General features: G+C 58.3%; 23 protein-coding genes, 1 tRNA gene and 3 pseudogenes. 16 read left to right on the forward strand and 11 right to left on the reverse strand.

Annotated features, from left to right (window positions below; translation table 11 throughout):
- Nucleotides 1–155: 155 nt before the first annotated feature.
- Nucleotides 156–1,124 (reverse strand): Gfo/Idh/MocA family protein, encoded by a 969-nt coding sequence (locus CKW16_RS18760; protein WP_095129655.1) that lies wholly within the window; start codon nt 1,122–1,124, stop codon nt 156–158.
- A 16-nt stretch (nt 1,125–1,140) separates the two neighbouring features.
- Entirely contained in the window at nt 1,141–2,028 is an 888-nt protein-coding gene (locus tag CKW16_RS18765) for a Dyp-type peroxidase (protein WP_095129656.1), read from the reverse strand.
- Between the two features lie 304 nt (nt 2,029–2,332).
- On the opposite strand from CKW16_RS18765, the gene CKW16_RS18770 reads away from it, so the two are divergent.
- Together CKW16_RS18770 and CKW16_RS18775 are read left to right on the forward strand one after the other, a co-directional pair.
- Nucleotides 2,333–3,958, forward strand: coding sequence for an NADP-dependent glyceraldehyde-3-phosphate dehydrogenase (locus tag CKW16_RS18770; RefSeq protein ID WP_095129657.1), 1,626 nt, complete (start codon nt 2,333–2,335; stop codon nt 3,956–3,958).
- A gap of 47 nt (nt 3,959–4,005) precedes the next feature.
- Nucleotides 4,006–5,046, forward strand: coding sequence for an FUSC family protein (locus CKW16_RS18775; RefSeq protein ID WP_176471572.1), 1,041 nt, complete (start codon nt 4,006–4,008; stop codon nt 5,044–5,046).
- Between the two features lie 14 nt (nt 5,047–5,060).
- Here CKW16_RS18775 and CKW16_RS18780 read toward each other — a convergent pair whose 3' ends face one another.
- On the reverse strand, nt 5,061–5,957 hold the full coding sequence (locus CKW16_RS18780) for a DMT family transporter (RefSeq protein ID WP_095129658.1): 897 nt from the start codon (nt 5,955–5,957) through the stop codon (nt 5,061–5,063).
- A gap of 135 nt (nt 5,958–6,092) precedes the next feature.
- Here CKW16_RS18780 and CKW16_RS18785 point away from each other — a divergent pair, with 135 nt between their 5' ends.
- The gene (locus tag CKW16_RS18785; protein ID WP_008155029.1) at nt 6,093–6,530 is read left to right on the forward strand and encodes an Lrp/AsnC family transcriptional regulator; all 438 of its coding nucleotides are present in this window, start codon (nt 6,093–6,095) and stop codon (nt 6,528–6,530) included.
- A gap of 65 nt (nt 6,531–6,595) precedes the next feature.
- Here the strand turns inward: CKW16_RS18785 and CKW16_RS18790 are convergent, their stop codons facing one another.
- Entirely contained in the window at nt 6,596–7,267 is a 672-nt protein-coding gene (locus tag CKW16_RS18790) for a Bax inhibitor-1/YccA family protein (protein WP_095129659.1), read from the reverse strand.
- Between the two features lie 122 nt (nt 7,268–7,389).
- On the opposite strand from CKW16_RS18790, the gene CKW16_RS18795 reads away from it, so the two are divergent.
- The 3 genes from CKW16_RS18795 to CKW16_RS18805 all read left to right on the forward strand — a co-directional run bounded on the left by CKW16_RS18795 (nt 7,390) and on the right by CKW16_RS18805 (nt 9,097).
- Nucleotides 7,390–7,477, forward strand: a tRNA-Ser gene (locus CKW16_RS18795).
- Between the two features lie 206 nt (nt 7,478–7,683).
- Nucleotides 7,684–7,893: a hypothetical protein gene (locus CKW16_RS18800; protein WP_095129660.1), complete on the forward strand. Its 210-nt coding sequence runs from the start codon at nt 7,684–7,686 to the stop codon at nt 7,891–7,893.
- Nucleotides 7,894–8,287: 394 nt separating this feature from the next.
- Nucleotides 8,288–9,097, forward strand: coding sequence for a DUF2092 domain-containing protein (locus tag CKW16_RS18805; protein ID WP_095129661.1), 810 nt, complete (start codon nt 8,288–8,290; stop codon nt 9,095–9,097).
- Nucleotides 9,098–10,343: 1,246 nt separating this feature from the next.
- Here the strand turns inward: CKW16_RS18805 and CKW16_RS18815 are convergent.
- Together CKW16_RS18815 and CKW16_RS18820 are read right to left on the reverse strand one after the other, a co-directional pair.
- On the reverse strand, nt 10,344–10,784 hold the full coding sequence (locus CKW16_RS18815) for a hypothetical protein (protein ID WP_095129663.1): 441 nt from the start codon (nt 10,782–10,784) through the stop codon (nt 10,344–10,346).
- 172 nt (nt 10,785–10,956) lie between these two features.
- Nucleotides 10,957–11,160 (reverse strand): hypothetical protein, encoded by a 204-nt coding sequence (locus tag CKW16_RS18820; protein WP_095129664.1) that lies wholly within the window; start codon nt 11,158–11,160, stop codon nt 10,957–10,959.
- Nucleotides 11,161–11,308: 148 nt separating this feature from the next.
- On the opposite strand from CKW16_RS18820, the pseudogene yejK reads away from it, so the two are divergent.
- Both yejK and CKW16_RS18835 read left to right on the forward strand, forming a co-directional pair.
- A pseudogene (yejK, locus tag CKW16_RS18825) lies at nt 11,309–12,318 on the forward strand (nucleoid-associated protein YejK).
- Between the two features lie 776 nt (nt 12,319–13,094).
- Nucleotides 13,095–13,355 carry a hypothetical protein gene (locus tag CKW16_RS18835; RefSeq protein ID WP_256580519.1) on the forward strand — a complete coding sequence of 87 codons (261 nt, stop codon included), beginning with the start codon at nt 13,095–13,097 and terminating at the stop codon, nt 13,353–13,355.
- Between the two features lie 462 nt (nt 13,356–13,817).
- Here CKW16_RS18835 and CKW16_RS18845 read toward each other — a convergent pair whose 3' ends face one another.
- Nucleotides 13,818–14,015 carry a hypothetical protein gene (locus CKW16_RS18845; protein WP_095129666.1) on the reverse strand — a complete coding sequence of 66 codons (198 nt, stop codon included), beginning with the start codon at nt 14,013–14,015 and terminating at the stop codon, nt 13,818–13,820.
- Nucleotides 14,016–14,490: 475 nt separating this feature from the next.
- On the opposite strand from CKW16_RS18845, the gene CKW16_RS18855 reads away from it, so the two are divergent.
- A complete protein-coding gene (locus tag CKW16_RS18855; protein ID WP_256580520.1) occupies nt 14,491–14,922 on the forward strand; it encodes a hypothetical protein in 432 nt (143 codons plus the stop codon).
- A 247-nt stretch (nt 14,923–15,169) separates the two neighbouring features.
- Here the strand turns inward: CKW16_RS18855 and CKW16_RS18865 are convergent, their stop codons facing one another.
- Complete coding sequence (locus tag CKW16_RS18865) at nt 15,170–15,451, reverse strand: excalibur calcium-binding domain-containing protein (protein ID WP_095129668.1); 282 nt, start codon at nt 15,449–15,451, stop codon at nt 15,170–15,172.
- Nucleotides 15,448–15,699, reverse strand: coding sequence for a hypothetical protein (locus CKW16_RS18870; RefSeq protein ID WP_095129669.1), 252 nt, complete (start codon nt 15,697–15,699; stop codon nt 15,448–15,450). The genes CKW16_RS18865 and CKW16_RS18870 overlap by 4 nt, the downstream gene beginning before the upstream one ends.
- 11 nt (nt 15,700–15,710) lie before the next feature.
- Here CKW16_RS18870 and CKW16_RS18875 point away from each other — a divergent pair, with 11 nt between their 5' ends.
- The 5 genes and pseudogenes from CKW16_RS18875 to CKW16_RS18895 all read left to right on the forward strand — a co-directional run bounded on the left by CKW16_RS18875 (nt 15,711) and on the right by CKW16_RS18895 (nt 18,292).
- Complete coding sequence (locus CKW16_RS18875; RefSeq protein WP_095129670.1) at nt 15,711–15,944, forward strand: DUF4224 domain-containing protein; 234 nt, start codon at nt 15,711–15,713, stop codon at nt 15,942–15,944.
- Nucleotides 15,944–16,099, forward strand: a pseudogene (locus CKW16_RS32630) (P1 family peptidase); the annotation flags it as partial. The gene CKW16_RS18875 and the pseudogene CKW16_RS32630, both read left to right, overlap by 1 nt.
- A gap of 258 nt (nt 16,100–16,357) precedes the next feature.
- Nucleotides 16,358–16,450 (forward strand): annotated as a pseudogene (locus tag CKW16_RS32635) (integrase); the annotation flags it as partial.
- A gap of 159 nt (nt 16,451–16,609) precedes the next feature.
- A complete protein-coding gene (locus tag CKW16_RS18890; RefSeq protein WP_095129671.1) occupies nt 16,610–17,590 on the forward strand; it encodes a fimbrial protein in 981 nt (326 codons plus the stop codon).
- A 54-nt stretch (nt 17,591–17,644) separates the two neighbouring features.
- Nucleotides 17,645–18,292 carry a hypothetical protein gene (locus tag CKW16_RS18895; RefSeq protein ID WP_095129672.1) on the forward strand — a complete coding sequence of 216 codons (648 nt, stop codon included), beginning with the start codon at nt 17,645–17,647 and terminating at the stop codon, nt 18,290–18,292.
- Nucleotides 18,293–18,349: 57 nt separating this feature from the next.
- Here CKW16_RS18895 and CKW16_RS18900 read toward each other — a convergent pair whose 3' ends face one another.
- Nucleotides 18,350–21,187, reverse strand: a complete 2,838-nt coding sequence (locus tag CKW16_RS18900; protein WP_176471573.1) for an AMP-binding protein — start codon at nt 21,185–21,187, stop codon at nt 18,350–18,352.
- Nucleotides 21,188–21,348: 161 nt separating this feature from the next.
- Here CKW16_RS18900 and CKW16_RS18905 point away from each other — a divergent pair, with 161 nt between their 5' ends.
- Nucleotides 21,349–22,653 (forward strand): MFS transporter, encoded by a 1,305-nt coding sequence (locus CKW16_RS18905; RefSeq protein ID WP_095129673.1) that lies wholly within the window; start codon nt 21,349–21,351, stop codon nt 22,651–22,653.
- 272 nt (nt 22,654–22,925) lie between these two features.
- Entirely contained in the window at nt 22,926–23,681 is a 756-nt protein-coding gene (locus CKW16_RS18910) for a hypothetical protein (RefSeq protein ID WP_141232753.1), read from the forward strand.
- A gap of 446 nt (nt 23,682–24,127) precedes the next feature.
- On the opposite strand, the gene CKW16_RS18915 is transcribed toward CKW16_RS18910, so the two are convergent.
- A complete protein-coding gene (locus CKW16_RS18915; RefSeq protein ID WP_095129675.1) occupies nt 24,128–25,447 on the reverse strand; it encodes an outer membrane protein transport protein in 1,320 nt (439 codons plus the stop codon).
- Nucleotides 25,448–25,580: the final 133 nt, after the last annotated feature.

Consider the following 25,580-nt stretch of genomic DNA (forward strand, 5'->3'; position numbering starts at 1 on the left):
CAGCGCGAGGCTGCGTTCGGCGGCGAAGCCGTCGTGAAATCACGTAGCGCGGTGTGTCAGGGTAATCTTGCATGCAGGGTTTACGACTGCTCCGCAGCCGAACGCAGCCTCGCGCTGCTCGGCAGCTGCTACATCGGTGTGGCATTCAGTGAGCGTTAGCAGCGTTTGAGGATCTGGTCCATCACCCAGTCGGTTTTCAGCGCTTGTTCAGCGACCGCCGGATGCTTCGCTTCACCCCGAATGTGCGCGTTCATGCCCAGTACGTGATGCCACTGGATGTGCTCATGATTCTCGATGTGCAGGCTGAGTTTTTCATCGGCTTCGAGCTGAACTGGATGTTCATCGAATACGGAAAAGCTGATCCGGCCTTTGCTGCCGATCAGCTCAACCCGATCTTCGCGTCGGTCCGCGACGAAATTCCAGCAACCCATACCCAGGGCGCCCGAAGCAAACCGCCAACTGGCGCTGACGGCATCCTCGGCGGCATACAAACCGGCCTGGTGCGCGGTAAACCCGGCAACTTCGACGATGTCACCGAGCAGGTACTGGAACAGGTCGAAGCCATGACTGGCCAGGTCGGCGAAGTAACCACCGCCAGCAATGGCCGGGTCGGTGCGCCAATTATCTGAACCGCCAAGATCGGTCGGCGATGGCGCTTTGGCCAGGGTCCAGGTCAGGTGCCGGACCTCGCCGATCCGCCCTTCCTCCAGCCATTGCCGCACTTGCTGGAAGCGCGGCAGCGAACGTCGGTAGTAGGAAACAAACAGGTGCAGCCCGGCCTCGGCAAAGACCTTTTGCATCTCACGGCTTTGCCCGGCATTCAACGACATCGGCTTTTCGACGCAGCAATGTTTGCCAGCGGCGGCTACCTTCAAGGCGTAAGTGTGATGACTGTCAGGTGGCGTGGCGATGTACACCGCGTCCACCTCGGGATCATTGATCAGCGCATCGACATCGGTGTAGACCCGAGCGATGCCGTGGCGCGCGGCGTAATCCGTCACCGCTTCCAGACGCCGGCCCATCACCGCCACCAGCGCCGAGCCGGGCGCCTTGTAGAAGGCCGGCCCGCTCTTGCGTTCAGCGACGCTGCCACACCCGATCATGCCCCAGCGCACCACGTTCATAGTCACTCCCTGATGTTTAGCCGATGCGCAGAGCGCGCAGGTCCAGATGACCGTCCTTGAGCGGCGGGCACCAGTAGTAGCCGCCGGTGATCGGCTGGCTGATGCGGTACAGACCGTCGGTGATGCCGTCTTCCAGACCACTCATGCGGCATAGTTGAGCTTCGAAGGCGTCGAGGGAGAAACCGAAGGCCAGGAACATCAGGCCGGCGCGGTCGCCTTCGATCCACGGCATGGAACGGCGCACCACGAAGGCCTCGGGGGCGAAGCTTTCCTGGGCGGTGCGTTTGACGTGAGCGGAGATCGGCGCGTCGTCGATCTCTTCGTTGTCGCTCAAACGACGGCCCATGATGTTGTCCTTCTCATGGGGCGGCATCGCGTGGAAGCCCTTCAGGTCATGCTGCCACTGCTGGATCGCGGCGAAACTGCCGCCGACCATTCCGTCAGCGCCGTCACTCACCAGCGCAGCAGCGACGGCGGCTTCGTCGTGAGGGTTTTCGGTGCCGTCTTCGTATCCGGTCAGGTCGTGGCCGGTGAGGTGGCGGAAGGTTTCGTTCATCTGCACCAGGCGCAGGGCCGGGGCCAGTGCGGCTTCGATGGCGTTGCTGCGATTGAGCAACTCACCACGGTCGACACCGTGCAACCAGCACCAGAGCGCGTGCTGGGTCGACGGGTTATCGACGCCGACACCGGTCAACGCTGGAAAGGTGCGCAGGCCTTCGATTTGCCCCATGAGGGCCTTGACCAGGGATTCACCGAAACCGACCACTGCAGACTTACCGTCGATCAGCCCCTTCAGATTCTCCAGCGCGGCCGGCAAGGCAGCGGCGGATTCGAGTGCGAAGAACATATGACGGGCTTGAGGCGGAACTGGGGTGGCGAGAATGCCCGGCTGGTAGTAACTCATATGAACTCCTTCAGAAAGAGCGCGAAGTTTAACCGCAGCATCGGCCGTTGTGTGTTTTCAGGTCAAAAACCGCCACTTTCATCCCTCCTTCAACCGATCAAGACAGCGTGTGCTGTAGGTCATGACAATCCGTGTTGCCATCTGGTAAAACGATTCAGCTATGCTGATCGAGCGCGCAGGCCTGTATTAGGCAGCCTCTCGCCACCACTTTCGACAGCCGCGTTGTGATCAGGCCTTGACCTGATAGCAGTGCGTAGCGATAACAGACCTTATCCGCATCACCCAATCCAGACGGGGTAGCGACATGACCACAGCACACATCCTTGGCAACCTGTTTCCCGACGCCACCGACATCCCGGAAAAATACCGCCTCGACGGCCAGACCGAGCAGCGTGAATACCTGGTCGACGGCGAGCTGAAAACCTGGTCCGGGCCCCTCGCCCAAGTCCGCAGCCCGGTGTACCTGACGGGTGAAAATGGCGACGAACAAGTGATCCTTGGCAGCACGCCTCTGCTCGATGCCGACACCGCTTTGACTGCCCTCGACGCCGCCGTCCGTGCCTATGACCGGGGCCAGGGTCTGTGGCCGACAATGCGCGTAGCCGAACGCATCCAGCACGTCGAAGCCTTCCTCGGACGCATGCGTGAACAGCGTGAAGCCGTGGTCAAGTTGCTGATGTGGGAAATCGGCAAGAACCTCAAGGACTCGGAGAAAGAGTTCGACCGCACCTGCGATTACATCGTCGACACCATCAACGCGCTCAAGGAACTCGACCGCCGCTCCAGTCGCTTCGAACTGGAACAGGACACCCTCGGCCAGATCCGCCGCGTACCGCTGGGTGTGGCGTTGTGCATGGGGCCTTACAACTACCCGTTGAACGAAACCTTCACCACGCTGATCCCGGCGCTGATCATGGGCAACACCGTGGTGTTCAAACCGGCCAAGCTCGGCGTACTGCTGATTCGTCCGCTGTTGGAAGCGTTCCGCGACAGCTTCCCGGCCGGGGTGATCAACGTGATCTACGGCAGCGGCCGCGAGACCGTCAGCGCGCTGATGGCCAGCGGCAAGATCGACATCTTCGCGTTTATCGGCACCAACAAAGCCGCCAGCGACCTGAAAAAACTTCATCCAAAACCACACCGCTTGCGTGCGGCGTTGGGCCTGGATGCGAAAAACCCCGGCATCGTGCTGCCCGAGGTGGATCTGGACAACGCGGTCAGCGAAGCACTCACCGGCTCGCTGTCGTTCAATGGCCAGCGCTGCACCGCGCTGAAAATCCTCTTCGTCCATGAAGACGTGGTCGAGGCGTTCATCGAGAAATTCAACGCCAGACTCGCCAACCTCAAACCCGGCATGCCGTGGGACAGCAGCGTGGCGCTGACGCCGTTGCCGGAAGCGAGCAAGGTTGATTACCTGCACTCCTTGGTGGCGGATGCCGTGAGCAAAGGCGCCACCGTGGTCAACCCCAACGGCGGTGAAGCCCGCGCTTCGTTCTTCTACCCCGCCGTGCTGTACCCGGTGACGCCGCAGATGCGCGTCTATCAGGAAGAGCAGTTCGGCCCGGTCGTGCCGATCGTGCCTTACCGGCATCTGGACACGGTGATTGATTACGTCCTGGAATCGGACTTCGGCCAGCAGCTGAGTATCTTCGGCACCAACCCGGTGGCGGTCGGCCGGCTGGTGGACACCTTCGCCAACCAGGTCGGCCGGATCAACCTCAACGCGCAGTGCCAGCGCGGCCCGGACACCTTCCCGTTCAACGGCCGCAAGAACTCTGCCGAAGGCACGCTGTCGGTGCATGATGCGTTGCGGGTGTTTTCGATTCGCACGCTTGTGGCGACCAAGTTCCAGGAAACCAACAAAGAACTCATCAGCGAGATCATCAGCGGACGCAGTTCGAGCTTCCTGACCACCGATTACATCTTCTGAGGAAACCGAGCCTGAGCACATTCAGAGCCAATCGACTGCCACCGCTAATGCGCCGAGTGCTGCGTCCGTTGCTGGCCCCGTACCGGCGCTATCGCCACGCCAGAGTGATCCACGCGGTGCGTGTGTCGCTGGGGTTGCTGGCAACGATTCTGCTGACCACCGGCATCAATCTGCCCCACGGTGAGTGGGCGTCGGTGACGATGCTGGTGGTGATCGGCGGCTTGCAGCATCACGGCAACATCGGCAAAAAAGCCGCCGAGCGCGCCATCGGCACCTTGATCGGCGCCGGCGTCGGCTTGCTGCTGGTGGCGCAACAGGCGTGGCTCGGGATGCCGTGGCTGACCTATTTCGCGATGGCCGTGGTGTGCGGGTTCTTCTCGTACCACGCCATCGGCAAGGGCGGTTACACCGCGTTGCTCTCGGCGATTACCGTGTTTATCGTCGCGGGGCATGGCGACAATCCGATCACCGACGGGTTGTGGCGTGGGGTGGACATCCTGATCGGCATCGCCCTGGCCCTGGCGTTTTCCTTCGCCCTGCCGCTCTACGCGGTTTATTCCTGGCGCTACAACCTGGCCGATGCCTTGCGCGACTGCGCGACGATCTACGGGCGAATCATCAATGGCCAATCGGTCACTGATGACGAACACCATAAACTCGTGGGCCGTTTGAATACGGTGATGGTGCAACTGCGCTCGTTGATGCCGTCGGTGTCCAAGGAAGTACGAATCTCCATGACTGAACTCGATGCCATTCAGCGCCACTTGCGGATGTGCGTCAGCACCCTGGAAATCCTCGGCAACACCCGACCTGATGCCAATGACCCCGATGCCATGGCCCATCTGCAATCGGCCTTGAAAGCCGAGCATCGGTTGATTCGGGTGCAACTGATCGGTATGGCCCGAGCGCTGAAATCCGGGGCGTCCCAGCGGCTGAATCGGCCCGTCGAACTGCCGTCGGATTCAAGCCTGACCGCACCGGTTTACAATCCGCTGGACGGCTACCGGTTGTTGGTCCGGCAGTTAGCCGCCAACATCGGCGAGATGCGCCAGCGACTGGCCAAGACGGCACCGCGCTGGAACATCTGACGTTTTTTGACGGCTTACTGCGTTGTCACCGTCCGACGAAACTTCAGGCTCCAGCCCTGTTGCATGCCGGCAGCGGCCAACAGAATCGCGGCAACACCGATCCATTGCAGCGGCTCCAGGCGATGGCCGAAGGCAAACCAGTCAACGAAAATCGCCGCAATCGGGTAGATGAACGACAGCGCACCAGTCAGTGCCGTCGGCAGTTTTTGAATCGCGCCGTAGAGCAGCACATACATCACGCCGGTGTGGACAATGCCCAGGGTTACCAGACTGGCCCACGCGCTCGGCGCTTGCGGCAGCGCCGAAAAGTGCGCGAATGGCGCGAGTAACAGCACGCCAGTGGTGACCTGAACCAACGCGATCAGATGCGGCGGTGTACCGGTCAGGCGCTTGATGATCAACGCGGCAATCGCGTAAAGGAATGCCGCCCCCAGCGCCAGCGCGATGCCCATCAGGTAATCATTGCCGCTCTCGCCCTGCCCGCCATGTGCGCTGACAATCGCCAGCATCCCGAGAAACGAAATGCCCAGCCAGAACAGTTTCTGCAGGGTGATTTTCTCGTTGAGGAACAACGCGGCCAACCCCACCAGCATGAACGGCTGAACGTTGTATACCGCGGTGCCGATGGCAATCGAGGCGCGGGAGTAAGAAGCAAACAACAGCACCCAGTTGCCGACAATCGCCACGCCGCTGAGCACGGCCAGCAAGAACGTGGTGCGGGTCAGAATGCCGGGGCGCAGGAAGCCGAATGCCGCGCAGATCAGCAACAACGTGCCGGCGCCGAACACGCAACGCCAGAACACTACGTCCAGCACCGGTTGCCCGGACACCAGCACGAACCAGCCGATGGTCCCGGAAATCAGCATGGCGGCGGTCATTTCGAATGACCCGTGACGTATTGTTTTGTCCATCATCAGACTCCTGTGTTTGAGCCCAAAGTATGCCAATCCGCCGAGGGGCTTCTCCAGCGCAAAAAGCAGGCTAAACTCGAAATCTGCCTTTTTTATCAAGGCGGTTTGAATTAATTGCCTAATAGGGGTTTCGCCATGACCGACGATATCGACCAAGTGCTTATCACGGCATTGATGGAAGACTCACGCCGCTCGCTCAAGGCTCTGGCGCAGATCAGCGGCCTGTCTTCGCCCAGCGTCGCCGAGCGTTTGCGCCGCCTCGAAGAACGTGGCGTGCTCAAGGGTTACACCGTCGAGATCGACCCCAAATGCTTTGGCTATCAACTCCAGGCCATCGTCCGTATTCGTCCGCTGCCGGGCCAGTTGCAGGAAGTGGAACGGCAGATTCAGGCCATCCCGGAGTTCACGGAGTGCGACAAAGTCACCGGCGACGACTGTTTCATCGCCCGCCTGCATGTGCGTTCGATGGAGCAACTGGACACCCTGCTCGACCGCCTGAATACCCATGCCGAAACCAACACTGCAATCGTCAAGAAAACCCCGGTCAAGCGGCGCTTGCCACCGATGGCGTGACCCTTTACTCAAATCGCAGGCAAGAAAAAACCCGCCGAAGCGGGTTTTTTCCTCAAGGCTGACGATTAATCATCGCGGCTCATGATGCCAAACAGCTGCAACAAGCTGATGAACAGGTTGTAGATCGATACATACAGGCTGATGGTCGCCATGATGTAGTTGCGCTCGCCGCCATGAATAATGGCGCTGGTCTGGAACAGAATGCAGACCGAGGAGAACAGCACGAAACCTGCGCTGATCGCCAGTTGCAGACCGCTGATCTGGAAGAAGAAGCTGGCAACCACCGCGCCCAGCAACACGAAGAAACCCGCAGTGATGAAACCACTCAGGAAGCTCATGTCCTTGCGGCTAATCAGCACGTAAGCCGACAGACCGCCGAACACCAGCGCAGTCATCGCAAACGCGGAACTGACCACCTCGGCGCCGCCCTGCATACCCAGGTAACGGTTGAGGATCGGGCCGAGCAGGAAACCCATGAAACCGGTCAGGGCAAATGCCGACACCAGGCCCCAAGCCGAATCACGGAGTTTGTTGGTGAGGAAGAAAAGGCCGTAGAAACCGATCAGCACCACGAAAATGTTCGGGTAGCCGACACGCATCTGCTGAGCGACAAACGCCATCACGCCGCTGAATGCGAGGGTGAGAGCGAGTAAGCCGTAAGTGTTGCGCAGGACGCGGCTAACCTCTAGCTGCTCAGCCTGCACGCTGTTATTAACTGCGTAATCCTGTTCGCGCATGGCGACACTCCTGTTGGTTTGAAACGTTCAGTCGCAAAGATCATAACAGACGCTCTGTAACAAGCCATGCAGAGAGTTTGACAGTGTGTTTCATTCAGGTATTATGGCGCCCGCAACGCAACGGAGGTGTGGCCGAGTGGTTTAAGGCAACGGTCTTGAAAACCGTCGACTGTAACAGGTCCATGAGTTCGAATCCCATCGCCTCCGCCATATTTGTACCGACAAAGCCCTGATTATTCAGGGCTTTGTCGTTTCTGGGGTTTGAGCGGCACCCATTGTTTTTAGCATGCGTTACAAAACTATTTGGCGACCGTTACAAAACTTTCCAGTTTTCTCCCTCCTCCGGCGTCCTGCCGATCGTTAAACATCCTTCATGTAACGCGGTGCTACGCAGTCCTCAAAACCGAGGAATCGCGATGCCACATTCAGACCTGCTCCCCTCCCTGCTGTACAAGATCAACGAAAACCAACTCGCCCTGGAGGCCGCCATCCTGGAGCTTTCCAATTGGGTCAAGGCGCGAGGTTCGGCTGACGTCGCCGACAACGTGCGCGGCGCCTTGGACACCATCGACAAGAACGAGGAGTTCATCAAGCTGACGCTCGCGGTACTGATGACACCAGAGTGATCGCTCACAGGCAGAAATCGGCCAGCAGCAGATATGAGCGGGCTCACTACCTTTGTGACAAAGGCGATCAGCGAGTTTGTTTCAGCGTTTGCCAAGTACAAAGACACATGACACCTGTCCATCGGCGCCCAGAACCAACTCACGCCTAAACTGCGGGTGAACATTGGTGTGGCTGGGCGACATGGACGTGCAGCAAACCAAAAGCCGTTCCGGCGGCACAGCGCTTTTAACCGGTGCGATTGTCAGATTCGAGCGTGCTGATTTCTGCTATCAACGAACGCTTTGAATCTGAGACCGGATGAATGGTCGGGCAAAATACGGCGAAGCAATCATGATGCGACTAGCGTTATGTATCCGTACTGCCATCCCGGCATACATATAGCGGTGACTTGCAATGGATAAGATCGCCCGAAAATTGATCATCCCCTCCGTAGCCCGCATTACCGGAGCAGGACTTGCCCTAATCGCCGGATTGGGCATAACTCAAGCGGCACATGCCGATGAGGCCTATGCCAAAAGCCAACTCAAGAACATGTCCGACTACATGTCAGCGCAAAAAAACATATCGTTCAACTATGACACCATTCTTGAAGTCGTCACTAAAGATCAGCAAAGACTGGCCCTGGCAGGCTCCGGTGCTACGTCGATCAACCGGCCTGACAAGCTGCACACTACACGTTCCAGCGGCTTTGCAGACATGGAAATGTTGTTTGATGGCAAGACGCTCACGTTGATTGGTAAAGGTAAAAACATTTACACGCAGATCGAAGTTCCGGGCACGCTTGACCATCTGTTCGATGTACTACGGGATAAATACGACAGGCCACTTCCCGGCGCTGACCTGTTCATGTCAAACCCTCAAGATCAATTGATGGCAGACGTGACCAACATCAAAGACTTGGGCAGCGGTGTTATTGGCGGTGTCGAATGCGATCACCTGGCTTTCAGGAAGAAAGAAGTGGATTGGCAAATATGGATTGCCCAGGGCGAGCGGCCCTACCCTTGCCGTTACTCCGTTACGTCAAAAAAGATTGCCGGTGGTCCGCAGTACAGCATTCAGCTAAGCGACTGGAAAAGCGGCGATGCCGTTGCGCCTGAAGATTTCGCTTTTAATAACTCAACGAATGCCAAAAAAATCGAGTTGAAAGACCTGCCCAACGCCGAGGACTTACCGAGCAACTTTGTGCGAGGAAAAACCAAATGAACTTCTTGATGAAATCATGCGGCTTTCTTCTGGCTGGATTCGTTCTGATGTGTGCGCTGGAGCTGGGAGAGACCTTGTCGATCCCTGGAGTACACAGTTTGATTCCCCAGGCAGAGGCTGTGGTCGGGCGTCCACTCACACCCGTAAGTGTTGCCGGCGTAGCGAGGCGCACGGCACGGCGAAATTAAGGCACGTTCCAACGGGATTCTTCTCGTCGAGCCCTGACAAAAAAAGGGGGGCCATCAATGATGCCCCCCCTCTAGGGAAACTCTGAAGAAGACTTCCTGATTTTGGCAAAATACCCAGACTCCACCCGCCGAGTTTCCCGATGAAGCAAATGACTTTCGCCGATGCCGAGTACGCGTTTCCATCAGACAAGCAAAAAAGTTGAAGGTGAACAATTTGCTAATGTTAACCACCTACAAACGCACCGAAATTCCGGATTAAATGCCCGTATTTATTGGTCGAGAGTGGCTTAGCCCCGTGCCCGTGAGCTGTTAAGTTTGGTTACGCCTCTTTTTCCCATCTGAGATCGGGAAGCCAGGGCGCGGTAATCGCTTCGGTTCAGATGCTCAACGAGGACTCCAACCGCCAGCATTACGCGTCACGATCCATTGCAGCAATGTGATTTGAGGCTATGACCGTAGGGGAATTTTTATTGCCTGGCACAGCAGCCAGCAGCGTGTATGCCCCTGTGTATGCCTTGAGTCAATGACGCACGTTAATCCCAATGATTACTGGGAAAATACAGGCCAGTTCAAACGCCCCCGGCCCATTTGAGACAACAACGAAGCCCGCCCAGTGCGGGTTTCGCTGCATCTGGACCTTGGAATGTTGCTGAGGGTTGTTGTGGATTCATGTCGATTCGCGCACGCTTCAGCGACTTTTCAGCAGCATCCCTCTCCGGTGTCCTGCCGATCGAACACAATCCCTATTTCTGATTCACCAAAGCATCATAGGCCGCCGTGCACGTCATGCCCCGTCCGCGGACTTGATCAGCAATTGCCGCCATGACTCCCGCTGCTGCATCAGCCAGCTTGAGTACGTCCACCGTTGTTACCGGTAGCGCCAGATACGCCAGTGCCTCCAGCGCCAACTGTAATGGTCACACCAAAAAACGCTGAAGTGATGAGGCTTTTTGCGTATGCCCCTGCGCCGCCAGGTGCGCCAACTGATGCCTGACCAGAGTTGGTAGCGGCCGACCCGCCGCCTGCGCCACCTGCCGCCTGAACTTTGGAACAACCTTTTATGTGCCTGCTGTCGGGATGTAGGTGAAAGTACCTGCTGTGCTGAACACTTGGATGTTGAGCAAGCGCCCAGACATTGCATTCCCGCCGCTGGCAGTAATCAGAATCCAAGCATCCAGGGTGAGCGAATATTTCAGGCTGATTCGGCTATTTGCCGCGAACTCGCCTCCGCTCAAGGCTGCATGACCCAAGCCGACAATGGGCTTTGCGGTAATACCATTCCGGGCGAAGGTGCTTGCCCCCGTGTTTGCAGCGATGGCAATGGTATCAAGTGTCAGGTTGTCGGTCAGCGATGTGACAGCTGGCGTATACGTGGCTGTATATGCAATTGCTGCTCCAGCCCCAACTACAAACATGCCCGCACTTACAGCCTCACGTAGCGTAGAGTCAATCTCCCCCATATCCAGCCAGTCTGTATTCGCGCTGTTACGCTTTTTCATACGATTCGTGCCAGTGTCAGCCCAGACCTGGCATGGGACTGTCGGGCTTGGCGCTGACGCTCCGCTGCTTTGCGAGGCGAGCCGCACCGAGCGCGGCATTCAGATCGGCTCGAAATGCAGCGCCGGGGCCGTTGGCAATGTACATTTCGCGCCACTAGCGACCTTACCGTGATCAGTTACCTCGGCTGAGCTGCACGTTCTGGGTCGTGCATTCGGAGGTGCTAACGGTGTTCGTGAAAGCATTCATCTCCACAGAGCACTTCTCGATGTTCAAGCCGTTACGGCCATCACTGGAAATATTAGTGACGTATGGGCCGGCGCTTGTGCAGCCGGCCAGAACAGCGAGCAGGCCCAAGGTAACAATATTGAATTTCATATGAGTCCTTTCGAGCAGTGGCCTGAGCCAACTGGTTCGCCGAATCCGGCATTGAGATGTAGTCAAAAGCGTAGACCAACCCGAATAAACCACCCACCCTACTGTCGCATCCGGTCACGGAGGGCGGCGCCTACCTGAGGTAAACGCAATGCCTGTTCTCCACAGCATCATCCACAAAATCGACAAGAAGCCCGACGGTAGTCCGGCGATCCTGCACCGTAGCGGCGCAGAACTGGACGAGAGCCAGGCCCGCGATGATCTAATCAGCCGGCTCAACGAAAGCTACAACGCAAAGACCGGCAAGGCCTGGGGCTTCTTCCATGCCGAATCGGGCGCCCACCCTTTAAGTGGCTGGCTGAGCAAGTACCTGGACGGCACCGATGACTTCTCGGAGTTCAGCGGCAACGCTGTCGAGCATCTGACAATGCTCATGGAAGAATCCAACCTGTCGATAGGTAGCAACGTCCTCTTCTGCCATTACCTGCAAGGCATGACCGACTATTTAGTCATTGCCCTGGTGCAGGAAACCGAAGCCGTACTGATGACCGACGGGCTGGCACTGATGCCGATCCGGCGCCTGGATCTGGATCGCATCCAGCTGGCCGCGCGTATCAACCTCAGTGAATGGAAGAGCAACCCAGCGTCCCGCCAGTACATTTCGTTCATCAAGGGCAAGAATGGGCGGAAGGTAAGCGAGTACTTCCGTGATTTCATCGGCGCGCAGGAAGGTGTCGGGACGGACCAGGCGAAACCCGCACCCTGCTCAAGGCATTCAGTGACTTCGTTGAAAGCGAAGACCTCGGCGAGGATTCAGCTCGCGAGAAGACCAACACACTTGTCAGCTATGCGATGGTCCAGGCGAAGCTCGGCGAGCCAATCACCATCGACGAGCTATCCAAAGTGCTCGATGACGATCAGCCAAAGGCGTTTGCCGACTTCATCCGCGATAAGGATTACGGCCTGTCGGCTTCGCTCCCGCCAGACAAAAAGACTCTGAACAAATTCCGGCGCTTCACCGGCCGCATCGATTGCTTGTCGATCAGCTTCGAGCAGCACCTGCTTGGTTCGAAGATAGAGTTCGACGAAGCTGGAGGCACCCTGACGCTGCGCGGGCTGCCATCCCAACTGACTGATCAGCTCAAGCGCGCATCGTCCTGACACTCTCGCGCTACCCGCCAGCAGCTCTCAATCTTCGTCACTTCTTCAGCGCGACAGCACCGATCAGGCCAATCGTGACGCCCGCTAGTGCGACAACCGCGCCTGCGATGACTTTTCCATTCTCCTCAAACCAGGAATCAAACGCTTCCTGCGATGGTCCGGGAGCTTCAATCTCAACATCACGCCATTTGACCTTAATTTTCCCGGCGCTGCACCCCGCGCATCCCAACTTCAACGAATCATGCCAGCCGGCGAGGGAGGCGCCTGACCCGCCCTCACCTATATGCGTTTAGATCCGGCAGACAGCGCGCCGCACAATGGATGTGCAGCGCGCCATCCGACATCAGCCCTTTTTGCCTGGCTGAGCATTACCCCGGTCGACGCCAGAGACCTTTCCCGTTGTGCTTGGCCAATTACCACCTGGCCCTGGATGACTCGAAGGCCCGCGTGAACTGCCGGATCCTTTGCTTGAGCCGCCAGAACTGCTTGAGCTTTTACCACCTCCACCTTTGGACATGATGATCTCCTCGGAAATGGGAACTGCCCGTCAAGAGTAGGTCATCGCGGGCGTGCGCCCACGCCCCGCCTGTCCGGATATCCCACTTCAACGAATCACGCCAGCCGGCGAAGGCGTCTGCCTGGAGACAACCCATGAGCACATTTGCAGTGTTTGGTATGACCCGCCCTGTCGCCTTCGCCGAAGCCAAGAAGCGCATCAAAGGGACCCGCAAGAATCTTCAGGCACCAGGCGGTGTCGAGTAAATCCCGCTTGCTGAATGGCTGGTCTTGGTCGAGAGGAAGACCGAGCAAATAATGGGGGTACGGTTCGCCAGCTCTCCCCTCTGTTTGATGCGCCTCAGTACGCCGAGCAGTTCATCGAGCTGGCCCGCAAGACGCTTCAATGTCGCGACATGCGGATCAGATCAAAGGCAGTACTGACCGACGCCAAGGGCAAGCCGATCATCAACCCTAAAACGAAGGCGCCAAAGGTCGGCTTTGCAGAGTGGCCTCCCAAACAGGAAAGCCAGGCGGCCTGACCCACCCCCACCTATTGAGCTACGAGCTCAGCCATTACCTCGGTCGTACCAGTTGCTTGTTGATTGACAGCACTCCAGCTATCAAATGGCCCGCTTAGGATGCCTATCGCGTCAAACAAGTCGCCCAACCGTACGGTTACACACACTTTGTCCGGCAAGGCTGGGCCTTCAACAAGTCGGACTGGGAGGAAGGCAGCCTCAATGCGGAAGACGCGCGCCGCCTATTAATCGCGTCGACGAACTTCGCAACATCGAATCCCCAAACGAGTGCTGGCACCAGAGCGAGCTGCTCACAGAACTGTTCGGCGAAGAGTGGCACTACCCCGTCGGCGATCGAGCCAAAGAGGAAAACCACAAGTTCACGTACCTGCGCCGAGTCGTCGAAGCGGTGCAGATAGCTTTGCGCCAGGAACAGCAGCAGGTGGCAGTATGACCCGCCCTCACCTATTGTGCGGTTCGCGACTATAGAAGCTCTCGAAAGGTGCTTAGTTCATCGAACGCAAGCGCAGCGTCTGAAGCTTTTGCTTCAAGCTCCAAGAACTCTGTTTTCTGTTCTTCAGAAAATGGGTAATTCGAAGCCGCAAAAACTTCTACCGCTCGGAACGCGTCGCTTCGCTCTTTGAGCAGACGCTGAAATTCCTCTGCTAGATGGTTGCTCATCACCACCCTCCTTGATCCGGCCTTATGCCGGACCATCAACCAATAGCCCACAAACTTGAATCTTGCCACCGCAAGGGCATGATCAGGCGGGTCGAAGTCAGAAGTCCATTTATTCCAAAGCCATCGATTTCCTAGAGCGACTGGGCAAGCTGTCAGATCGCTCTTTAGTGGCACGGTGCAACAAAGAAACATTGTAATCGTAGGTCGATATCAACGGCATTGGCCCCTCGTTCCGAGCCATCCCGAGCCATTGCCTTGTTCGTTCAACGTCAAAGAATTCGTTCTTGAACTTCATCTTCGCAACAAGGTTCGCTGAGACCCTAAAGTGTCCACATCCGGCCGAGCATTTGACCTCGGACCAGCACCCTGCCATGTGAACAATTTTAGAAGCAGCCTGGCAAATTAAGCATTGCATGTCCGATCTCCATTTCGATGACTTACCTACTGTAGCCGAACATCGGCCAAGGCTCCTTCCATGCCCACAAAAAACAAGCTCACCCTGAAGCAGCAGCGCGCCGAGCAGGTCAATCAGGCGATCCGTATCATCGCTGACCACGGGCGCCGGTTCTTCTACAGCCATGCGGTCAATCGCTACGCCAACATGGAAGTCGACCAGCGCGGCAAGGTCTGGTTTATCGACAGCTACAGCGGCAAGCGCATCTTCACGCATGAAACAGTGTGGGGTGGAAAGTGGCGTGGTTTCAGTAACGGCGGCACGCTGCGTCAGCTGGTCGAAAACTTCCGCGATTACATCCGGACCGGCGAACCGATGAACCCGTTCTATCTGGGGTTACGACGAGGCGGGCATGAAGGCTGTTCGCGAGCAGGCCGGCGCCCTTCCCGTGTTCCGCCAGCCCGAGCAGGTAGCAGCATGACGGGCCGATCTGCGTATGGGTCCGGAAGGTGAGCCATGATCGCCCTTGCCTGGTTCGCCTATGTGTACTGCTACAAGGGGTCCCGACGATGACTCACCAACCGAAAGGCGGCATGCGTCGCTCCTGCGTCCACGCCCACCGCAATTGCAGCCACCTCCCCTTCAGCACCATGCCGGCGATCGCCGGGGACGGCCAGATCGTGATCGTCCGCACCACTGAATTCCAGCGCCGCAAGCAACCCCTCTTCCACCTACCAACCAGCGGGTGAGCGGCGAATTGTCACCGGCACCACTGCGTCTCACAGGGTATTCCGTCGTTGTCGCCGTCCATTGCCATTCCTGGACAATTTTGCAGAAATTTTTTGGCCTCTGCGCAAGAGGTCATCTGCGAGCAATATTTGCGCCCGTCACATTTGAAAGGAGACGAAACGGGTTTCGGCACAGTCGCGACTGTAGAGATTCCTAGTGGATTCGAGAGCTGAGCCTCAGCCCGCGGATGTAATTCAGGAAAAAGCTTCCAAACCAACAGACCAACAACAAGCACAACCAAAATCAGTTTCATTTTGATCCATCCGTGATGAGAGACCGTTTGCGTTCTCGCGTTGCTTGCTTTCCAGCGTAACCCACTAATCCACAAACAGCCTGCCGGTGAACGGCGGGCGAGGCGAAGCCATGACCAAAGAAAACGTTTACGACGAACAAATCAGCCCTCTGGTTCACCAGATCATCACCACCATTCATGCCGACGGCAGCCAGACGCTGACTGCAATCATCTGCCCCCTCCCCACCTTCTGCCGCCACGCGCGGCATGGAGCATATCTATGGAAGCTGAAATTCTCTCGGACGAAGAGCTGGCGGATATCACCGGCTACAAGGCACGAGCCTACCAGCGGCGCTGGCTGACAGATCGACAGTGGCTATTCGTCGAAAGCCGTGGCAAGCGGCCTCTGGTTGGGCGGATGCATGCCCGCATGAAGCTGGGCATGATCTCCCCCACCATCGCTGACCCCAACCCACCGCCGGCAGCTCCGGCATGGACGCGGCGCATGCCCTGAACGACCACATCAGGGAGTTGTTTCCGGGCGCCACAGAAGCTGTAGAAGAAGCCATCATCAATACCTTGCTGGCCGCAGATACCACCCAGGGTAATGGGCATGTGATACCGAGACTGGATGCCGCGAGTCAGTTATTTACACTGGCCGCCCCTGGCGAACGAGCCTATGGAAATGGAAGTCATCTCATGTTCGAACGTAACAAACTGGTTCCAGAGATAATGATCACTGATTTGGATAGCAGCCTGGCTTTTTGGGTGTCTTGACTGGGTCCCGAAGTAGCTTATCAACGCCCAGAAGGTGGATTCACTTACCCCGACTTGAATGGTGTTCAAGTAATGCTTGAGCAAACTGATCCGGATGCAGGCCAATGGCTGACTGCGCCCCTGAGCAAGCCGCTTGGAAGAGGAATAAACCTACAAGGCTCAGATCATCTCTCCACCAGGCAATACGCTCGAATAGTCAAAGCGTGGGTGATAACTATTGGCCTTGACCCAACCGTGTACGGTAGGCAACTGGAGTGGCGGGAAATAATCACGCCCTCTCCCCTATCGATGCAGGTCTTGGGACCGGGCAGCAGTAACGTGTTCTAAGAATCGCCTGATGTCCATTGATACTTTGATTGATTAGGCTGCAACGCTCCTTTGCCGACCCGCGTAGCCCTCTTCATGAAGCATTTAAATCTACAGAATCCCCTGCTCACCTTTGTCGCGGCGACGTTGCTGGCTTGCGCGTCGGACGCGATGGCGGCGAATTGCACACTCAACAATGGTTCCTCCACCACTCAAACGCTCAACTTCGGCGCAAGCCTGGCCAATGGTGGCCTGACAATCCCCGCCGACACGCCGGATGGCACAGTGGTCTACCAGGACACCGTGCAGCGATGGGGCTCGGACAATTGGACGTGCAGTGCGACCTCGCAATATGGCGTGGCAGTAAATCCAGCACTAGGCACCCCGACCAGTAAAGTAACGACCTTCCCCTTGGGCAAAACGGGGCTCTCGTTCCGTATCTGGTTGGAAATGGAGACGACAAGTCGCTATGAGGCTTCTCTGCGTGCGATTGACCCAAAAAGCTACCTTATCAAATCAGGCGCGGCCCGACTGGAAATCGTCAAGTCAGGCCCATTGGCATCGCAAGTCACGATTGCTGCCGGTAATCTGGGCAACCTGCAATCAGGCGAGCTGATTCTAAATAAGTTCAACCTGGCCAATCCTCTGGTATTGAATGCTGCCTCCTGCCAGACCCCTTCCGTCCCCGTAGCCATGGGTGACGACTATCAACTCCACGAGTTTCGCGAGGCCGGCGCAAAAACCCGAACGGTGCGCTTCAACATCGCTTTGAACCAATGCCAGGCCGGCATCAATAAAGTCACCTATTCGCTTAAGGCCACCACCCCCGTCATCGACGTGACAAAAGGCATCGTCGCACTCAATAGCACCTCTACCGCCACCGGCATCGGCCTGCAATTGATGAATGACGCAGGACAACCCATCGCATTCGATACCACCTACCCGTTCAACGCCTTTACCACCACCGGCACCGACTTCAAGATCCCGTTATCAGCGGCGTACTACCGCCTGCCAACAGGCGATCTCAAGGCCGGCAGCGCCAATACCGAAGTCACCTTCATCGTGAACTACCTGTAACAATCTAAGGATCGTCTGATTTTCCCCGCTCCCGGCCCTCCCTACAGTGCCCGGATGAGATTAAAGAACTACCTCCATCAGATCAGCCCGGTACTTTCCACTCCCCACGCCGCGCGCCGCCTGTTGCGCATTTTTGCCTTTGTGCTGCTGATAGGCATTCTGGGTGGCGTGTACAGCTTCCTGCTGTTTACCTTCAACAATGAAATTTCCCAGCGGCGCAGCTACATGAGCAGCGCGATCGCCGAGGCACATACCTTTTTCACCACGCGCGAAGCGCTGCTGGAGAGCCTGAGCCTGTCAGCCACGCGCAAGGCCGAAATAAGCGTGCCGGTGTCCGAGGAAGAAATCCGCTTGCTGCTGGGGCAAACGTCGGGCAAGCAATGGAGCATCTGGCTGACCCAGCGCATGCGCGACTACTTGAATGCCAAGCAGCTCAATTTGCTCTACGTCAGCAGCGGCGCCGAAGTCCGGGTGTGGCGCCTGTACAACGCGACCCCGGGCGCCGGCGATTTCCCCCGGGCCATGCTGAATCAGCAAATGGCGATCTCTGACCCCAGCGGCAAAGCCCTGGCACTGGTGGAAGAGGACTCAGCCACCCTCTTGATCAAATGGAACGGCGAACAATGCAAGGCGTCCTATTCGCTGCCCGAACGCAACAAATCGCTGAACTACGAGCGTGTTCGTTTAGTGTGTCAACCTTAAAAGGCCGGGCAATTCGACTACCTGCAGCCAGTAAGCCAACGACAGCGAAGCAGTCGCCTAACTTGCGCGCTGGGCTCGTTCAGATTCATCCAGGTGCTCCAGCAGCACCGTTATCGTTGCATCCCGCAGCTTGATTGCCTCCATCCAGCCCGGCCCCTGCGCCAACAGCGGGGGGCAGACGTTGACGTGGATTGCGCCGTGGCGCGGGAACCACTGACCGTCGCGCAACACCCTGCGCGTGCCGCGGATTGCGACCGGCAGCAGCGGCACGCCGACACGCGCAGCGAGCACGAAGGCGCCCATGTGGAAGGGGCGTAAGCCTGGCTCGCGGGTAAAGGTCCCCTCGGGGAAGAACACCAGCGGCTGGCCAGCCTGTAGCGCCTCGGCCAAGGGCTCCGTGTCTGCGGTGCTGCGCTTCAGGTCGAAGCGTTCGACGAAGCGGGCGCCGAGCTTGCGCAGGAACAGGCCGGCGATCCACTGGTCAGCCAGTTCGCGCTTGGCAACGAAGCTGAACTGCGGCGGCAGGGCCGCGCAGAGTATGACGCCGTCGAGGTAGCTGGCATGGTTTGCGGCCAGCACGCACACCCCTGACGCAGGCAGGCGCTCCAGCCCCGAGACGCTGAACGGCACCCCCGCCAGGCGCAGGAACAGCCGTGCGGCCGCGCGAGTAAAGCTGCGGCACCAACGCCCGCGCGGCAGGATCGCGACGCCCAGCCAGGTCAGCGGTGTGACCAGCCAGAACAGCAGCCAGATGTAAGCGGCATACAGAGCGGCGCGGCAGGTCTGCCAGCTGCGGCCGAAATGCCCGCGTACGGCCTGCAGCACCAGGCGCAGTAGCTGGCGCCACACGGCGAGGTGTGACCGACCCACTTCGCCGCGCTCATACAGTTCACGGCTGGCAGCACGACGAATCTTGCCGCTGGAGGTCTTCAGTACGCTATGCGGTGGCGCCAGAACGATATCGTCGGGCGGCACACCGGTGAGGTCGATCACGATGCGGTTGACCTCCTGCTGCAGGCGTTGCCGCGCGACAGCTTCCTTCTCGTAGCTTTCCGCCAACACCACCAGGCGCTCGGTGCCGGTGGCCGGGTCAGGACTGCCGAACACCGCAATGCAGCCTTTGCGCAGGCCGGGCAAATTGCCGACCGCCGCTTCGACATCATAGGGATAGATGTTGCGCCCGGCACGGATGATCAGGTCCTTCGCGCGGCCGGTCAGGTAGACCTCACCGCCGGCCATGTAGGCGAAGTCGAGCGAGTCGAACCAGCCATCGCGCAGCACCCGGCGGGTCTCTTCGGGGTTACGGTAGTAGCCACCGGTGGTGGACGGCCCGCTGAATTGCAGGTGACCTTCGCTGCGCTCGGGGACTTCCACCCCGCTGCTATCGACGATGCGAATCTGATGGCCCGGCAGCGGCCGGCCGCTGGAGACGAAGCGCAAAGTTGCGCTGGCGTTCGCTTCGGCGGGCAGTGCATTGCCGCGGGCCTGGAACGCCTCGCGCTGCACCCGGTCGATCAGCGGCCCTCGGTTCAAGGGAGGAAAGGCCACGCCCAACGTTGCCTCGGCCAACCCATAGACCGGCGCCAGCGCGGTGGGCGCCAAGCCATAGCGAACGAAACGTTCGGTGAAGCGTTGCAGAGTATCCGGGCTGACCGGCTCGGCACCGTTGAAGGCCACGCGCCAACTGCTCAAGTCCAGACCCTCGAGGTCGCCGTCAGCGAGTTTGCCCAGGCACAGTTCGTAGGCGAAGTTGGGCGCCGCCGACAACGTGCCGCGGAAGCGGTCGATGGCCCATAGCCAACGCGCCGGCCGCGCAAGGAAAGCCAGCGGCGACATCAGCACCAGGCTATAGCCGTAATACAGGCTGCCCAGCCAGGCACCGATCAGGCCCATGTCGTGGTACATGGGCAGCCAGCTGACGAACACGTCCTGTGGCCCCACTTTCAGAACCCCACCCATGGCGCGCAGATTGGCCAGCAGATTGGCGTGGCTGACCATCACGCCCTTGGGTTGGCCAGTGCTGCCCGAGGTGTACTGCAGGAAGGCGATGTCATCCGGTTGCCGCGGCGGTGTGACGCACTCGCCCCCCTCGCCTGTGAGCTCGGCCACGCTGGCAATGCGCGTCAGGCTCGGGACTTGCGGCCGGAGCAGCCGGGCGAGCAGCTTCGCTTGCGTCACGGTAATCAGCACTTTGGCTTCGGCGTTGCGCAGGATGCCGGCCTGGCGGCGCAGATGGTCCTCTATCTGCGACAGGCGCAGCGGTGGGTAGATGGGCACCGGCACACCACCGGCCAACAGGATGCCGAAAAAACCATGGAGAAAATCGCGCCCTGTGGGCAGCATCAGGGCCACGGTCTGACCGGTCTGCAAGCCACTGCGTTGCAGCCCTGCGGCCACGGCCAGGGCGCCCTGGTACAAGGCGCCATAGCTGAAGTCTTCCGGCTGGTCACTTTCACCCAGCAGGCGCACGTGGGGATACTGCGGCTGATGGCGCACCTGCCATTCCAGCACCTCGATCAGGGTCCGCGCGGCGTCCGGCGTCTGTCCCGTTGCTGTCGGGGCCTCGCTGTAGTCTCTGGAGGGCAATGGGCGTACCGCCTCGGCGCCCTGTCTGCTGTGCAGCACGCGCAGTACATCGGCGAGTGTGTCCGCCGAGGCGAACAGGTTTTCCGGTAAGTGCATACCGAATTCGTGCTCGATGCGTGACCAGAGCTCGACCCGGGCCAGGCTGTCTACGCCCAGGTCCCGGTCCAGCACGCTGTGCAAGGTGACTTGCAAACCTTCTGCCGCCTGCGGGCGCAACTCGACCACGGTACGCCGGGCAATTTCGAGCAACTTTTGCGCGTCCCCATCTGAATGGGAAATGGCGCGGGTTTCTGGAGGCGGACGAGACATCGGCGGCCCCTCATGACAGGACACTCTGTGTGTAGATCCTTGCCAATTGCCATTATGCGCCTATGGCGGCGACTGGGAATGCCATCATCGATTGCAGCGCTCGCAGGATGGCTGAGCCAGGGCTAGGCTCTCAAGGACGCAGCGCCTATAGAGAGATCGCCATGCCAGCCAGCCTTGCCCCCGGAGTGACGCGCCGAGAAATCTGGGCTTGGGCGATGTTCGATTTCGCCAACTCCGGCTACACAACGGTGGTGATCACCGCCGTGTTCAACGCCTACTTCGTCGCGGTGGTCGCCAAAGGCGAAGCCTGGGGTACGCTGGCCTGGACCAGCGCCACCGCCCTCTCCTATGTCCTGATCATCCTGACCGCGCCGCTGATCGGCGCTTACGCCGACGCCTTCGCCTGCAAGAAGCGCCTGTTGTTGTTCAGCACGGTCGGTTGCGTCGCCTTTACCTCTGGACTCGCGCTGGCGGGACCGGGGGAGCTCGGTATTGCGATCCTTTTCATCGTGCTATCCAACTTCTGCTTCGGCAGCGGCGAGAACCTGATCGCCGCCTTCCTGCCCCAACTCGCCCGTGCAGATGCCTTGGGCAAAGTGTCCGGTTGGGGCTGGGGGTTCGGTTATATCGGCGGCCTAGTCAGCCTGGGCGCCTGTTTGGCCTTCGTCAGCTGGGCCCAGGCGCAGGGCCAGACTGCGGCGCAGTTCGTGCCGGTGTGCATGCTGATCACCGCGGCCTTGTTCGCCGTAGCCAGCGTGCCGACCTTCCTGTTCCTGCGCGAACGCAGCCAGCCGCAGCCAGGACGCGGCGGCACGCCTATCGCGCAAGCGGCGCTGGCGCGCTTCGCGCAGACGCTGCGCGAAGCCGACCGCTATCGCGACCTGCTGCGCTTCCTTGCCTGCACCGTCTGCTACCAGGCCGGCATCTCGGCGGTGATCGCCCTGGCGGCCATCTATGCCAATCAGGTCATGGGCTTCAATACCCAGGACACGCTGCTGCTGATCTTCGTGGTGAATATCACGGCCTCCATCGGCGCCGTGCTGTTCGGCTGGTTGCAGGATCGCCTCGGCCATCGCGCCACGCTGGCGCTGACCCTGTTGGGATGGCTCGGCATGGTCGGCATGGTCTGGGTCGCACGCGGCCCTGAGCTATTCTGGCTGGCGGCCAACCTCGCCGGTCTGTGCATGGGCGCCAGTCAATCGGCCGGCCGCGCGATAGTCGGTCTGCTGGCGCCGCCGACGCGCCTGGCGGAGTTCTTCGGCCTCTGGGGGCTGGCAGTCAAACTGTCGGCAATCCTCGGCCCCATGACTTACGGCCTGACCAGTTGGCTATCCGGCGGCGATCACCGTCTGGCGATGCTGATCACCGGCAGCTATTTCGTGGTCGGCCTGCTGATCCTGGCTGGCGTCGACCTCGAGCGCGGGCGGCAGGCAGCTGTCAGCTGTACCGAGAGTCTCGAAAAGTGAGAGGGACTATCCATATCGGGTCAGTTTTCGCCTGTCGCGACTGCCTCAAATTGGCCAAAAGCGGTCGCTGAGAATGACCACAAACAGTCATAGAAGGTTTGGCGCTGAAATCGCGCGACACCGACATAATGCCTGCGTCTACACTCCATCAGAGCAACTTACGATACAAGCGTGTGGACTGCTGGCCACGGTGGTCGCGTTGATCACATGCGGCGCGAACCTTCTCGACGACGGTATGAACGCCAAGGTGATGCTATGCGCAATTTTTACTCATGAACCATTTAGCTATCGGACTGATCGCCTTCGTAGCTATCTTCGGCGGCGCTATGATCGGCATCTTTGCTGCGCGGTCTCTGCCCGAGCATCACCTCAGCAATGAGTCGCGCAATGCAATCTCTGTTTCGGCGGCGATTGTTGGCACGCTTTCAGCCTTGGTGATCGGCTTGATGATTTCGACAGCGAACAATTCGTTCTCGACACGATCGAGTGAAGTATCCAGGATCGCCGTCGACATCGTTCGTCTCAACCGCGTGATGCAGCTCTACGGGCCAGAAGCGGATGATGCGCGTGCCAAGCTGCGCACCTACGCAGAAGCAAAAATGCAGGAGTTGTTCCCGGCGGCAGGGGAACAGTCAGCGTCAACCGAAGCGACTGTCCGGATGATGGAGGCGACACAGGAATCGATTCTATTGCTTGTTCCGACTGATCCGAGACAGCGCTGGCTACGCTCGCAAGCGCTCACGCTTTCGGACGATGTATTACAGGCGCGCTGGCTGCTGGCGGAACAGCGTGCCAGCAACATTCCAATGCCGTTCCTGATCCTGCTGATCTTTTGGCTTAGCCTTGTTTTCGCCAGCTTCGGCTTGTTCGCACCTCGCAATGCCACGACTATCGTCGTTTTCTGCCTCTGTTCGATTGCGGTTTCGGGAGGCATCACAATGATTCTGGAGTTGGACTCGCCCTTCTCCGGCCTCGTCCATGTCTCCGGTGAGCCGATGCGCCAAGCGCTGGCCGAGATCATCCGTTGATCAATTAGTCGAGGACGGGGTCGACCAGCACATCAAATTCGCCTAGCCGAAGACCTCACCATGCCCGGAACCGAGACACTCGAGTATCTCCTTTTAGCGGCCACTGCATGGCCGGAGTGGGTTGTTCCTTGCCGGTCATAGCCACGAAACATGCTGGACAATCCGATGTAAATTGGATGGGCAAGTCTGTGCTATTCCCCCTGAGTAAAGAAATCCATCGCTTCGTGTAAATCACTTTGGACTGATTCAGAAGGTTCACGTGACAAACTCGATGTATTGGAGGTAATGAAATAAAAAACGACCACTACCGCGAAAGTATTCGCGGTAGTGGGTGCGGATAGACAAATAGAACTGCACCACCCCGTTGGGATAGTTGATTAATGATTAAAGGTGAACCTTAAAAAGGCTCGCAAAAATGGACTCTATTAAAAATTGAGTCGTGTCGCTTAGTACCGATAGGTAGCCTGTACAGAAACTCCATTCGCACTATTGTCGTAGTTGGCACTGTATTCAGGTTGAAGACCGGAGTTGTTCGCCTGCTTTACCGAGACTTTGGAATCCCAGAGATAACCGTAAGCAAAGTCTATCGTCAGATCGGAATTCGGCGAATAAGCACCGCCCAAAGTTACGGCTTGGCGATTCCCAACTGGAATGCGCACGCTGCGATCGGCATTTCTGATTGGCGAAGGATCATAGGCATATCCTGCGCGCAGCAGCCATTGTTGGTTCAATTGATAGGAGGCGCCAACTGCGGTGCTCCAAGTGTCGCGCCAGTTCATTTCTTCGATCACATGTCCCAGGCCAGCCGCCTGACCCACGGGGGAAAGACCACTGTTAACTGCCTCGACCTTCTGGATCCGGCTCCAACGTTTCCAGGTGGTCCCCAGGTAGCCCGTCCAGCGACTATTGAAATGATGGGTGATTGATGTGTCCACGGACTCGGGCATAGTGAGGTTTATCTTGTTGTCATACTTTCCGTCCAGCGGGATAACGCTCGGGGAGCCAGAAACCTCAGTATGCCCTTCAAGTTCATAGTCCACCTTCGAGTGATAGTTGATCCCCCAACTGGTTGACTCAGTAAAGTCAACCAAGATGCCGACGTTGTAGCCAAGTGCGGTGTCATCGCCTTTGATGGTGACCAGCGTGTCTTCGCCGTTGTTCAGGGCGCCGGTGGCCAGGTAATTCTGAAGCTTTGCATTGAAACGGTTTATGGTCGGTCCGCCACCAATGGACACGTAATCATTGATCCGATAGGCAATGGTGGGCTGCAGGGTTATTTCCTTGGTCGTGCTATAGGAACCATGGTAACGGCCCTGAAAACTGCTCTCGTAATCATTGATCAAACCACTCGGAGCATAAAGGCCCAGACCAATCGAAAGACGATCATCAAGCGGCGTTGACATATAGGCGAAAGGGACGGCCCCCAAAGGTACCGAGTCCCCCTTATTTGTTCCTGAGGCACTGCTCTGCGCATCACTAATGTCGTCGCTCACCGAGATGACCGCGGCTCCGCCGGAAATCTCACTACGCTTCAACTTGGTCAAGCCCGCTGGATTTCCAAAGATGGTGCTGGCGTCCAGCGCGGAAGACGACCTTCCCGCATAAGCAGTTCCCGCACTGCTTGCACTTTGTTCGTTCAGGGCTATGCCATTGGCGCCCGCGGTTGTTGAAGCGCTGAGTATCGCTAAGGCGCCGGTTAACTTGATCCAGGAAGCAAATGCTTGCTGAACAGAGAAATACGGGATCGCACGGTTATTCACTTTCATTGTCCACCTCTTATTCTTTTTGTTGGTTGCACGCAGGCAAGGCTTCGCCTTCCGGTGCACTTGGCAGTGCCGGTTGGAGTTGATCGAAGTTGTGTTAAACGCCCTGGCCGAACAGCGCCAGGGCACGACTGCT

Source organism: Pseudomonas sp. Irchel s3h14, assembly GCF_900187425.1.
Taxonomy (GTDB): Bacteria; Pseudomonadota; Gammaproteobacteria; order Pseudomonadales; family Pseudomonadaceae; genus Aquipseudomonas.

Coding starts and splice junctions, on each gene's coding strand:
- CKW16_RS18815 (WP_095129663.1), bottom strand. CDS start 10,784: ATGAAAAAGCGTAACAGCGCGAATACAGACTGGCTGGATATGGGGGAG.
- CKW16_RS18900 (WP_176471573.1), bottom strand. CDS start 21,187: ATGTCTCGTCCGCCTCCAGAAACCCGCGCCATTTCCCATTCAGATGGG.
- CKW16_RS18845 (WP_095129666.1), bottom strand. CDS start 14,015: ATGAGCAACCATCTAGCAGAGGAATTTCAGCGTCTGCTCAAAGAGCGA.
- CKW16_RS18820 (WP_095129664.1), bottom strand. CDS start 11,160: ATGAAATTCAATATTGTTACCTTGGGCCTGCTCGCTGTTCTGGCCGGC.
- CKW16_RS18780 (WP_095129658.1), bottom strand. CDS start 5,957: ATGGACAAAACAATACGTCACGGGTCATTCGAAATGACCGCCGCCATG.
- CKW16_RS18915 (WP_095129675.1), bottom strand. CDS start 25,447: ATGAAAGTGAATAACCGTGCGATCCCGTATTTCTCTGTTCAGCAAGCA.
- CKW16_RS18875 (WP_095129670.1), top strand. CDS start 15,711: ATGGAAGCTGAAATTCTCTCGGACGAAGAGCTGGCGGATATCACCGGC.
- CKW16_RS18765 (WP_095129656.1), bottom strand. CDS start 2,028: ATGAGTTACTACCAGCCGGGCATTCTCGCCACCCCAGTTCCGCCTCAA.
- CKW16_RS18905 (WP_095129673.1), top strand. CDS start 21,349: ATGCCAGCCAGCCTTGCCCCCGGAGTGACGCGCCGAGAAATCTGGGCT.
- CKW16_RS18835 (WP_256580519.1), top strand. CDS start 13,095: ATGGCTGGTCTTGGTCGAGAGGAAGACCGAGCAAATAATGGGGGTACG.
- CKW16_RS18770 (WP_095129657.1), top strand. CDS start 2,333: ATGACCACAGCACACATCCTTGGCAACCTGTTTCCCGACGCCACCGAC.
- CKW16_RS18890 (WP_095129671.1), top strand. CDS start 16,610: ATGAAGCATTTAAATCTACAGAATCCCCTGCTCACCTTTGTCGCGGCG.
- CKW16_RS18790 (WP_095129659.1), bottom strand. CDS start 7,267: ATGCGCGAACAGGATTACGCAGTTAATAACAGCGTGCAGGCTGAGCAG.
- CKW16_RS18895 (WP_095129672.1), top strand. CDS start 17,645: ATGAGATTAAAGAACTACCTCCATCAGATCAGCCCGGTACTTTCCACT.
- CKW16_RS18870 (WP_095129669.1), bottom strand. CDS start 15,699: ATGCCGCGCGTGGCGGCAGAAGGTGGGGAGGGGGCAGATGATTGCAGT.
- CKW16_RS18800 (WP_095129660.1), top strand. CDS start 7,684: ATGCCACATTCAGACCTGCTCCCCTCCCTGCTGTACAAGATCAACGAA.
- CKW16_RS18805 (WP_095129661.1), top strand. CDS start 8,288: ATGGATAAGATCGCCCGAAAATTGATCATCCCCTCCGTAGCCCGCATT.
- CKW16_RS18865 (WP_095129668.1), bottom strand. CDS start 15,451: ATGAAACTGATTTTGGTTGTGCTTGTTGTTGGTCTGTTGGTTTGGAAG.
- CKW16_RS18910 (WP_141232753.1), top strand. CDS start 22,926: ATGAACCATTTAGCTATCGGACTGATCGCCTTCGTAGCTATCTTCGGC.
- CKW16_RS18855 (WP_256580520.1), top strand. CDS start 14,491: ATGCCCACAAAAAACAAGCTCACCCTGAAGCAGCAGCGCGCCGAGCAG.
- CKW16_RS18775 (WP_176471572.1), top strand. CDS start 4,006: ATGCGCCGAGTGCTGCGTCCGTTGCTGGCCCCGTACCGGCGCTATCGC.
- CKW16_RS18760 (WP_095129655.1), bottom strand. CDS start 1,124: ATGAACGTGGTGCGCTGGGGCATGATCGGGTGTGGCAGCGTCGCTGAA.
- CKW16_RS18785 (WP_008155029.1), top strand. CDS start 6,093: ATGACCGACGATATCGACCAAGTGCTTATCACGGCATTGATGGAAGAC.